7 protein-coding genes and 3 pseudogenes are annotated in these 10,786 nt (G+C 71.5%); 3 read left to right on the forward strand and 7 right to left on the reverse strand.

What is annotated here, in order from left to right; genetic code table 11:
• Positions 1-308: 308 nt before the first annotated feature.
• Together AB0D08_RS22135 and AB0D08_RS22140 are read right to left on the reverse strand one after the other, a co-directional pair.
• A complete protein-coding gene (locus AB0D08_RS22135) occupies positions 309-701 on the reverse strand; it encodes an Imm7 family immunity protein (protein WP_359890920.1) in 393 nt (130 codons plus the stop codon).
• A 272-nt stretch (positions 702-973) separates the two neighbouring features.
• A pseudogene (locus tag AB0D08_RS22140) lies at positions 974-1,068 on the reverse strand.
• A gap of 347 nt (positions 1,069-1,415) precedes the next feature.
• On the opposite strand from AB0D08_RS22140, the gene AB0D08_RS22145 reads away from it, so the two are divergent.
• Complete coding sequence (locus AB0D08_RS22145; protein WP_359890922.1) at positions 1,416-2,756, forward strand: hypothetical protein; 1,341 nt, start codon at positions 1,416-1,418, stop codon at positions 2,754-2,756.
• A 108-nt stretch (positions 2,757-2,864) separates the two neighbouring features.
• On the opposite strand, the gene AB0D08_RS22150 is transcribed toward AB0D08_RS22145, so the two are convergent.
• Positions 2,865-3,188, reverse strand: coding sequence for a hypothetical protein (locus AB0D08_RS22150; RefSeq protein WP_033822627.1), 324 nt, complete (start codon positions 3,186-3,188; stop codon positions 2,865-2,867).
• Positions 3,189-3,789: 601 nt separating this feature from the next.
• Between AB0D08_RS22150 and AB0D08_RS22155 the strand changes: the two genes are divergently transcribed.
• The gene (locus AB0D08_RS22155) at positions 3,790-5,070 is read left to right on the forward strand and encodes a GNAT family N-acetyltransferase (RefSeq protein ID WP_033822626.1); all 1,281 of its coding nucleotides are present in this window, start codon (positions 3,790-3,792) and stop codon (positions 5,068-5,070) included.
• A 165-nt stretch (positions 5,071-5,235) separates the two neighbouring features.
• Here the strand turns inward: AB0D08_RS22155 and AB0D08_RS22160 are convergent, their stop codons facing one another.
• The 4 genes and pseudogenes from AB0D08_RS22160 to AB0D08_RS22175 all read right to left on the reverse strand — a co-directional run.
• A complete protein-coding gene (locus AB0D08_RS22160; RefSeq protein ID WP_082526828.1) occupies positions 5,236-5,799 on the reverse strand; it encodes a M12 family metallopeptidase in 564 nt (187 codons plus the stop codon).
• Between the two features lie 1,290 nt (positions 5,800-7,089).
• On the reverse strand, positions 7,090-8,940 hold the full coding sequence (locus tag AB0D08_RS22165) for a hypothetical protein (protein ID WP_149038375.1): 1,851 nt from the start codon (positions 8,938-8,940) through the stop codon (positions 7,090-7,092).
• A gap of 289 nt (positions 8,941-9,229) precedes the next feature.
• Entirely contained in the window at positions 9,230-9,859 is a 630-nt protein-coding gene (locus tag AB0D08_RS22170; protein WP_359890926.1) for a hypothetical protein, read from the reverse strand.
• Positions 9,860-9,885: 26 nt separating this feature from the next.
• Positions 9,886-10,032: pseudogene (locus AB0D08_RS22175) on the reverse strand (SMI1/KNR4 family protein); the annotation flags it as partial.
• A 186-nt stretch (positions 10,033-10,218) separates the two neighbouring features.
• Here AB0D08_RS22175 and AB0D08_RS22180 point away from each other — a divergent pair.
• Positions 10,219-10,692, forward strand: a pseudogene (locus AB0D08_RS22180) (transposase); the annotation flags it as partial.
• Between the last annotated feature and the right edge of the window lie 94 nt (positions 10,693-10,786).

The raw sequence follows: 10,786 nt of genomic DNA on the forward strand, positions 1-10,786 counted from the left end.
CTCCCTCGCGGCACGGATTGCAGACAGATGGTCGCGGCGGCCGAGGGACTGCGGCGGACGGGGCGGGGCGGTGGCCCAGGCCTGGAGCAGCAGGCTGTCGCCCGGCCGCAAAACCCGTGGTGCGCCGCCCGCCGACGCGGCGGTAGCCTCGGCCGCGTCCATGCGAGTTCGCGCGGATCGGCGCCTTCGACCGGCACGGGTACGTGGCGTCGTCGCCCTGCCGGCCACTCCCGAAGCCGCCCGCCCGACCATCCCGCAACGGAGCACCAGCGTCGTCCGCCTGTGGCGGGTCCGAGCGCCTCGGATCCCTATCCCTCGAACGGATCTTCCAGCACAGGGATACAGGGCGACAGCAGCGGCTCCGAGTGCTCGCTCACCCGCCCTCGGGCCAACCTGACGACGAGGAGCTCGTTCCCCCGAGCGGGGTCCTCGTCGTCGCGCACATGCAGCAGGCCGTACGAACCCGGAGCCCGCTCACCGACCTCCTCGAAGAACTCCACGATCTCCGCGTGCCGGTGGTTGCAGAAGCCGCCGAAATGGACGAACGCCTGACCGTTCATCCATCGCAGGTCAAGCAGATACGGGCTGTCGATCTCCCGGATACGCCTCTCGATGCCCTCGACGATCCCCCGCAGACGGCCGTCTTCATCGTCGGCGCCGGCGCTCTCCTGAACGTTGATCCAGCCGTGATATTCGAACATGGCCGCAGCCTACTGACCCGCTCACCAGCGGCCCGGCCGATTCCCGCTCACCTGATTCCCCACATCGTTCGACCTGCTACAGAGTGGGGAGTTGGAACGCCACTGGCCGTTTTCGGAGCCCCATCACCATTCCTGACCACCCGCCGGACCCACCCAGGCCGGCCAGCCACAGCCGCGACGACGCCGGGCGCAGCCGGCCGGGCGGTGAGCAGGAGGACACACCACGGCGACGGCAGAGCACCGGCGACCGGGAGCATCGCGGCGGCGGAAGGCGGAGAGGGCAGGATTCGAACCTGCGCGGGCCCCGAAGGACCCTGCTCGGCCATCGCTGGCCAGGCACCCGATGAACCGCTCCGGGCACCTCTCCCGACCAGGGACCCACCGGCCCCCTGGCGTGCCACCAGCATGCCCCGACAGCCTGACCCGGCACTGACCCACCACTGACCGACCACTGACCCGGCGCCGGGGCCCCCGCCGCCCAGCGCCGCAATACGGGAGCCAGCCGGGCCGGGGGTGCCCGGTGGGAAGGCCTACCGGGCCGTCGGCGCGGCCGGGGCCGGCCGGCCGGGCCAGGGCCGGGCCACTCGGTCGGGTGGACGTCTCCGCACACGGCCGAACGGCCGCCGCCGAGCTCTTCGTGCACGGATATGCCTTGACCCGTGGCGGTCAGCCCCCGGCGCCCGGCCGGTCCCGCCCGTGACGAGAGGACCCGAGATGGCCCCCGACCCCAGCACTGCCAGGTTGGACAGGCTCCCCGACTCCACCGGCCCCGGCCCCGGCACCCGCACCAGCACCAGCACCAGCACCGACGGCCGACCGTCCGGTGGCCCCGCCCGGCTGCGCAGGTCGGGCGCGGCGGCCGGGGTGCTGTGTCTGTCGGCGGCGCTGCTGCCGGGCGCGGTGGCGCTGCCGGCCCGGGCCGCCGAGGCGGCCGAGGTGCGCAGCGTGCAGTTCGGTCCCGGTGAGCACACGTTCGCGGTCCCTTCGGACGTCGGGGAGATCACGCTGATGGTCTGGTCGGGTGGTGGCGGCGGAGGTGGGGGTGCCGGTGGGGGCGGGGGCTCGGGGGGCGGGGGCGGCGGCAACGGCGGCTCGATCGGGATCACCAGCAAGGACGACGGTGGTGGTGGCGGAGGAGGCGGGGGCGGTTCGGCCGGCGGCGGGGGCGGCGGGGGCGCCTCCGGCGGGTATGTCACCTGCACCGCCTTCGTCGACCCGGGGACCGTCCTGCGGATCACGGTGGGGCGGGGCGGTACGGGCGGCCGCGGGGGTGCGGCCGGCGAGGGCGGCGGTGATCCCGACGACGGCGGCAGCCTGGGCGGTGGCACCGCCTGGGGCGGCGGCACGGACGGCACGCGCGGCAGTGACGGACGGACGGCCACCGCGGGCGCCGACGGCACCTACACCTTCATCATGGATCCCCGCCTTCCGGGCGGGCCGCTCTACTACCTGCCGGGGCCGGCCGAGTTCCTGACCCTCGTGGACGGCGGCCGCGGCGGCGCTCCCGGCACCGCCGGCCACGCCGGACAGCCCGGCCGGGGCGGCGACAACGGCACCACCAGCAACGGCGCTCCCGGAGGCGGCGGCGCCGGGAGCAGCAGCCCCGGCAAGGGAGGCACCGGCGGACTGTGGCACGGCAAGTCGGTCTGCGGCTACAAGGAGGCGCAGCCCACGAAGGCCCCGGGCCTTGACGGCAGGAGCGGCGGAGCCGGCCGGGACGGAGCCGCGGGCAAGGGACGCAAGCCCGGTGCCGGAGGCCTGCGCGGGGAGCACGGCCCCGCCGGGCAGGGCGGCGCGGCCCAGCACGGCGCCGGAGGCAACGGCGGGCCGGGCGGAGCCGGAGGCTCGGGCGGTGAAGGCGGCAAGGGTGGCATCTTCGACAGCAACGCGGGCAACGCCGGCGACCCCTGGAACAAGGTCCGCCCCGGCGGCGACGGCACCTTCGGCGACAGGGCCGTCGCCGGAGCGGACGGTGCGAACGGAACCGACGGGGCCGTCACCATCACCTGGCGGCCGAATCAGCTCTGCCCGCCGCACATGCTGTGCCTGCCCTGACGGACGCCGCGCAGTGCTCGCACCACGGTAGGGGCGGGCGGGAACGGGCGGTGCAGGGGCCGCTCGCACCCGGGGGTTCGCCACCGGCCCGCCCGCCACCCGCAGGCGTCAGGTCGGCGGCTCCGCACACCCGCGGGCGGCCCTCCTCGCGCGCAGGCGGCGCCGAAAGGTGACGAACCAGCCGATGCCGAACACACCGGCCACCACCGGAAGTCCGAGGAGAACGGGACGTCGGGCGGCCCACGACCAGCCAGGTTCGAGGGAGACGTCCAGTGCCAGCGCCAGGCAGACGGCCACGAACAGCGGTCCGTAGCCGAAGATCTGCCACTTCTCCCAGCGCGACCCCTCGCCCCTGTCCCGGGTGATGAGGCCGATCAGCATGTCCGCCGCGAACAGGACGAACAGCAGGGCAGCGAGCACGTAGAAGACCATGCCCGCAGTATCCCCGGCCCCAGGTCCCCTGTCGGGCACTCCCCGAAAACCATCGGCGGCGGGCCACCGGGCAGCGGGACCCGACGCGAGAACTGGACCACGCCCGTAGAGCCCCGGCCAGGCGGCAGCACCACGCCGTCCTCCCGCGGCTGCTGTTCGTCCTGGCCGACACCGGCGAGCAGGCCGCCCGCCAGCGGACGTGACCATCCGCGATCTCCAGGCCTCGCAGACGGCCACCCGCCGATCGCCCGGATGCTCATGCGCGTGACGGCCGGCGCCCCCGCCTGGCCGACCCGAGGGACGGGACCACCGCTGCGCCGAGGGACGGGAGGGGACGGTGCGCCCCGACGGCTGCTCCACTGCTACGCCCCCGGCCCGCAGGTGTCGGGGCACGGTGCGGCTGTGGGCGTTCGTGGAGGCCGACCGCGGTACGACTGGCGCCGAGCGGCCGGCATCCAGGCTCAGGGCCTACGCCCGCCAATGGTCGACGAAGACGCTCCCCGCCGGGATGCGGGCCGGCCCCGGCGCCGGTCGTGGGGTCCGAGAGGAGGCGTTGCGGCCGGTGGCAGGCACACCATGGTTCCAGGACGAGGAGGCGGTCATGTCGGTGTGGCGCTTGCGGGACTTCCATGATGACGACCTGGACCAGGCGATCCGGTTGTGGGACCAGGGTCTGCAGGCCGACCTGTCCGTTGCCGTGTTCCCGGTCTCCGAGGTCGTGTCGGCCGCCCGTGCGGGCCAGCCCGCGGTGGTCGCGGTGGTGGACGGGGAACTGGTCGGGATGGCCGTGGCCCGCGTCGAGGGCGAGCGTGGCTGGATCTTGATCACGGCCCTGTCCGGTGCGTGGCGCAACCGCGGACTGGGCAGTGCCCTGATCGCCCAGGTCGAGTGGCAGCTGCGCGATCGCGGAGTACGCAGGATCAGCGCGGTCCTCACCCCAGGCTCGAGCGGGACCACCGCGTTGGAGAACTCCGGCTACCGCCGCCTGGACGGTCTGGTCTACTACGAGAAACTGGAGCCCGCCGGGGCGCAGGACGCGGGACTGCTCGCCCAGCTCGGCGGCCGGGTCCTGCCGCGCGGCCTGTGGGAGCAGCTGGCGGGCATGTTCGAGGCCAAGGACACCATCGAGAAACGCATCGTTCTGCCGCTCGCCGAGCCGGAGGTCGCCGAGCGTTACGGCGTCCGCCCCCCGAAGGCGGTCGTCCTGTTCGGGCCGCCCGGCACCGGCAAGACCACCTTCGCCAAGGCGATCGCCTCCCGCCTCGGCTGGCCGTTCGTGGAACTCTTCCCCTCCCGTCTGGCCGCCGATTCCGACGGGGCACTCGCCGCCTCGCTGCGCGACGCGTTCGCGGACCTGGCCGAGCTGGACAGCGTCCTGTTGTTCATCGACGAGGTCGAGGAGATCGCAGCCGCCCGCTCCGGCCACGCGGTCGACCCCGGACACGGCGTCACCAACGAACTCCTCAAACTCATCCCCGCGTTCCGCGACCACGACAACCGGCTGCTCGTCTGCGCCACCAACTCCCTGCGCACCCTGGACCCGGCGTTCCTGCGCCCGGGCAGGTTCGACTACATCATCCCGGTCGGCCCGCCCGACCCCGCTGCCCGCGAGGCGATCTGGCGCCGCTACCTCGGCCCCACCGCCCCGGTCATCGAGGTCGGCCAACTGGTCACCGCCAGCGAGATGTTCACCCCCGCCGACATCGAGTACGCCGCCCGCAAAGGCGCCCAACACGCCTTCGAACGCGAAATCACACACCGCACCGGGACCCCGGCCACCACCGACGACTTCCTCGCCGCGATCGCCGACACCCGCCCCACCCTCACCCCGAAGGCCCTGGACGACTTCCAGGAGGACATCGAGCACCACACCCGGACCTGATCACCGCCCGGCCTCCCGCGCCGTTCCCCGTGATGCTCACGGGGATCTCGCGGACCGGTGCCAGGGTGACGCCGGTATGGAAGACGTCGCCCCGGGTCAGGTCCGGGCGGACGTGCGCCGAGCCGGCGCTGCAGTGCCGGCGGTGGGGCGGGCGCGGCGCGGCCGCTACCGGTACATGGCGGCGACGGCCTGGATGTCACCCTCCGACAGGCCCTCGCGCTGGCCCATCACGGTACCGGGGGGAAGCGGCTTGAGCGGCGTGATCGTGTCCGCGCCGTTGCCGGAGAACGCCTTCGGCCCGTAGTGCATGATCGACCCGAAGTCGTAGGCGGTGTCAAAGGTGCCGTCGTCGCGCTTGGCGAAGTTGTGCCGCGAGGACTCCTTCACGGGTGTGAGGTCGATCTTGACGTTGCTGTCGCGGTCGGGCCGGGACTGCTCGTGCCACAGACCCACCGCGTGGCCGACCTCGTGGATGATGCTGCCGGTCGTGCACCAGGTGGGGATGTTGACGGCCTGCTCGCCGCCGATCCGCCCCACGTACGAGTTGCAGCTGCTCGCGTGGGCCGGAAGGACACGTAATCCGGGTAGAACCTGGCGTTGTCCGCCGTGCGGGCGACGAAGACCACGGGCGTCCGCGAACTCCAGTGCGCCATCGCCGCCCTGACCTCCTCCGACTTGTCGGCGGCCAGCGCCGGGTCGATCTCGTAGGGGATCACGGCCCGCTTCCACCGGTAACGGGTGTTGCTCCGCCCCAGCGAACGGCCCTCACGACCGACGTCGAACCCCTCCTCGGCGACCGGCTCCTCGTCGCCGGCCAGTGTGACGGACGCCCAGCCGACGGCCGGGTCGGTGAACTCGGCGCCGCCCTCGCTGCGCACCACATCGAGGGTGACGCTGCGGGTCAGCCCGTCGCAGACGACCTGGTCGGTCGTGGCGTTCCCGGCCGCCTCCAGGCCGTCGGCGCGCTCCTGCTCGAAGGCGACGGTCAGTGCGGTCCCGGAGTCCTCCACACAGCTGTAGGACACCCGCGCCCGAACCGAATCCGGGCCCAGGTAGGCCAGGGCGTCGAGCGCGACGACACCGAACTGCCCGGGCTCGGACACGGGCTCGGGCTCGGCGGCGCCGGCCGCCGGGCCGAACGGCCCGGCGAGCACATCGAGGAACAGGACACAGACGGCGCCCGGGTGAAGGGGCGGCGGACGGCCACGCGAAGTCATCCTTCCGGTCGGTGTACACAGGCACGGCAAGCCAGGGAAACCGACCGACCGGCCGTCACGGAGAGCACAATCGGTAACTCATTGTGCGTCCGGTGATGACGGATCACGAACCTCGACACGGCACCCCCGCCCGACCCGGACGAACCCAGCCAGCCGCCCCCGGCAGCTGAAACCCCGACAATGCGAAGGCCCTGACCCCGAGGGGACCAGGGCCTACCGCCGGGCCGGCGCCTCGGCTCAGGCGCCATCGCCCACCCTCGCTCCCGGCCTCCACTACAGGAAGCACACGCCCAGAACAGCGCCCGGCCAGGGCGCGCAGAGCGGCCAGACAGATCGAGACGCCGACGGCGCCGCAGGTGACCAGGAGAACCGGCACGGACCGGCCCTGTTCACCCGAGCAGTGCCACAGGTGACGGGCCGCAGGATCGCCCCTGCCGGGAACGGCAAGGCGGGCACCGGCCGCGCCGCCGTCCGACACTCCTTGAGCCCACCCAGCGGACGATCAGCAGCGCGGGCGCGCGCAGGGCGAGGACGTCGTCCGGTCCGCCTGGTCGTGTCGTTGCGGGTCCTGGACAAGCTGGACCGGCAGGTGCGGCACCGGACGGCGGTGAAGAAGATCGCCATCACGATCCGCTACCTGGATCGTGTCCTGGCCCCGGGTCGGTTCTTGTGTACCTGCGTGTGGAGTGAGTGTTGTGCGTCTACGCGTGGGGCGGGCCCTCCCGTGTGGGGAGGGCCCGCCTGGGGTGCCTTCTTGATCTCGGTGAGGAGTGCCGGGGATGCGTTGTGGTCTGTTGGTGGGTCAGTTGGTGGCGGTGGCGATGGTCTGGGTGGTGTTGTTGCCGGTGTCGGCGATGGCGACCTGGCCGGCCTTGAAGGTGCCGGTGTGGTTGAGGCCGGCCGGGGCGCCCCAGCCGGACCAGCTGCCGTCGCTGTGGGGGCTGCTGTTCGGGCCGTAGCGGATGTTGTGGTAGACGGTGCCGTTGCTGCTGGTGGCGATGAACTGGGCGTCGCCGTTGGTCATGCCGACGGCTGCGAGGTGGGTTGCGCCACCGGTGGGCTGGGCGGGCTTGGCCCATCCGGTGTAGGTGCCGTCGGGCTTGAGCATCTGGTGCCAGATCTGGCCCATGCTGTCGATGACGGCCATCTGGGTTCCGTTGCCGTTGGTGGTTCTGGTGCCGGCGAGGGCGATGTCACCGGTGGGGGAGTTGGTGGGGAGGCCGGCGAGTTGGCTGAAGGCGCCGAGGTTGCTGCTGAAGTAGGTGCTGGTGGTGGTGACTCCGCCGGCGGTGGTGGTGCCGGTCGCCATGATGTAGAAGCGGCTCAGGCCGTCCATGCTGGTGGCGACCTTGGTGGCGGTGGCTCCGTTGGGGAGGGAGAGTGAGGTCCAGCCGGACCAGTCGCCATTGTTGTGGGGGCTGCTGTTCGGGCCGTAGCGTTCGTTGTACCAGACCTTGCCGTCCAGGCCGACGGCGGTGACCACGGAGTTGCCGCTTCCGATGTTGGTGATGGCGGAGGCGGGGCCTCCGAAGTTGGGGCTGCCGCCGACACCGGGGAGGGCGTTCCAGCCGGACCAGGTTCCGTCGCTGTTGTGGAGGGCGAGGTAGAAGTTCCCGTCGGTGCCCTTGGCGACGTACTGGGTGGAGCCGTCGTCCATACCGGTGGCTGATACCTGGGTGGGCATGCCATTCTGGGGAAGACCGGTCAGAGGGGCTGCCGTCCAATCGCCCCACGTACCGTCGGCATTGCGGGTGACGGAGTAGGGCTTGTAGGTGTACGAGATAACCACCTGCGGCGCCTCGCGAGCGGTGTCGGTGGTGATACTGACGTTCTTGGCCGCGCTGCCCAGCGCGTAGCTCGAGCCGCCACCGCCACCACCACCACCGTCAATAACCCCGGAGCGGCCGCCGTCACCGCCGACCCAGCCGTCGCCTCCCGAGCCACCCGACAGACTGCTGCAGGTGCTGCCGGCGCCGCCTCGACCGGGGATCCCGGGCGAGCCGTTCGCCGTGCCGTCGCCGGTGGGGCGCTGGACCAACGGCCCGCCGCCACCCCCGTAAGGGGTGCAGCCCTCATTGAGATCGGCGCCGTTATTACCGCCAGCGCCATTCCCGTAGGTGCCGTCCCCGTAGGTTCCTGCTACGCCGTAGGTTGATTGAGGAGGAGTCGCCAGGCTGTTGATGCCCGCGTTTCCGCCGGCGCCTGGCCCGGCTGAGCCGGTGCCCGCCCCGCCACCGCCTCCGGCGACGATCACCCGCGGATCGACCGCACCGGCCGCCGGAGCCGAGGGGTACCCGTTCTGGTCGTAAGTCGCGTGGTAGTAGGAGTAGTTGTTACCCGTGGTCGTGGACGTGTTCTTGATGTTGGCGGCCCCGCCGCCTCCTCCCGCCACGGCGGCGCTCGGGACGTCGATGTAAAGCTTCTGCCCGACCGTGACCGGCATGACCGCGGTGACCTTCGCCCCTGTACCTCCGGAGGCGCCGGCCGAACCGCCACCCGGTCCGCCGATCGCGGTGACGTTGAGTTCGGCGATATTTGCCGGGACCGTGAACACCTGGTTCTGGCCAGGGTCGGCGAAAGTACAGGTGACGTTGCCGCTGCCACTGGGACCGGTGCACCCGCTGGTGGCGGCCATCGCCGGAGCCGCGGGCACCACGGCAGCGAAACCCGCCGCCGCCAGCACGGCCGCCGTACCCCCCGCCGCCAGCGACCTACGCCGCCGCCCTCGGCCCATCGGACCACGCGAACCAGACCTTGATGAAGTGGACATGACATACCTCCGGAAGTAGTCGACCAGGCCGAGCCCGTTGCTCAACCATCAAGACCAAGAACAAACAACGCAACACCCGCACCGCGGGCAAACCAGAGCGCTGAAATCCCGAACGGCACCGCACTCCAGACAATCCGCCTACCAGCAACAACTCCGGAAAGCGATTGGATGACTACCGTAGAACCCGGCCACCACACGCCATACGACCCACATCACACGTGATCCCCACCACCCATCCCACCCCCGCCCGCCCGACTCCCAAACAGGCCCTCGACCAGCAACAACACGCCAAAAAGGCAACACGAGAGGCAACCCACTGCCCGAAGGTCTGCCCCACAGAAACCAGAAAACCCCTTGAACTCAACCCGAAACCATAGAAATACACAGCCATACCCCGCCGGAAAACACCCACAGCTATCCGACATCCCCCCACCCCACCACCACCGACCCGCACAGCCGCGGCCCGCCGTTCCGGTGTGGTGAATTTCGGGTTGGTCGCACAGTCCCGGTCGCGCAGCTCCCCGCGGTGCGGGCCGACGATGATGAGCCAGCCGGTCATCCCGCAGCCATTGTCGCTGATGAGGATCGCCCCCCGGCCGCGTTCCAGGTACCAGGCCTCGTCACCGGCGTCGCCGAAGACGGTGCGGTAGTCGTCCAGGTAGTCGTCCTCATCGCGGGTCGTGGGCTCGTACCCGGCGGCGCGCAGGGTCGCCATCTGCCGGTCGGCCCAGCCTTCCGTCTCGACGAACGGCCCGCCGGAGTCCGGCAGCCAGTGGTACCCCCCGTCCCAGAGCCATCCCATGTCCCGTCGATCCGGCACAACGACGTGAGGTGGCGCGCCGGGCCGGGGCCGCCGGCCCCGACCTCCGCCACAAACGTGCGGTACTCGTCGGGGAGCGTGACGCCGAGCTGTGCTTCCACCTCCGCGATCTCGGCGGGTGTCAGGACAGGCTCGAACACCGGGAATCCAGACATCTCACAGCCACGCGCCCGCCGTTCGGCCTCCTCCACGGCGATGACGCGTTCCCGGACTCCGGACCAGTCCACATGCGTGTCCACAGCTCTCCTATCGACGGCGAGCACGGACACTAGAAGACTGATGAAGATGTTGGGTTCTGGCTCCGCCGCCTGTGCGGCGGAGCCAGACTGCGTCTCGTGGCGATGGGGGAATGGGCCGGGGACACAGTTGGGCCCGATGTCCGGGAGACGTGCCGGGAGTTGATCCCGGTGGGCAGCGTGTTCGCGTTCCTGGCCGAGCACCGTGGCGTGTTGTTCCCGGCGGCGTTGTTCGCGGACATGTATCCGTCCGCGAACGGCCGCCCGAGCATGCCCCCGCAGATCCTTGCGGCGGCGGTCACGCTGCAGGCCCTGCACGGGCTGTCGGACTTCGAGACAGTGCAGGAACTGCGGTGCGACCTGCGGTGAAAGGCCGCCTGCGGGCTGGGCCTCCACGACACCGCGTTCGCCCCCTCGCTGCTGGCCCACTTCCGTCGGCGGCTGGCCCGCTCCGCCCGGCCGGACCGGGTCTTCGAGGCCGTGCGGGAGGTCGTCAAGGCCACCGGTGTCCTCAAGGGCAAGCACCGCCGGGCGCTGGACTCCACCGTGCTGGACGACGCGGTCGCCACCCAGAACACTGAGCGTTTTCAGGGTGGGCACCGATCGGGTGATGGCCTGGCGGTCGGGGTGAGGGCAGAACGAACGAGGCTCCCGGGCGGTTGAGCGAGATGTC

This window comes from Kitasatospora sp. NPDC048540 (assembly GCF_040651175.1).
Taxonomy (GTDB): Bacteria; Actinomycetota; Actinomycetes; order Streptomycetales; family Streptomycetaceae; genus Kitasatospora.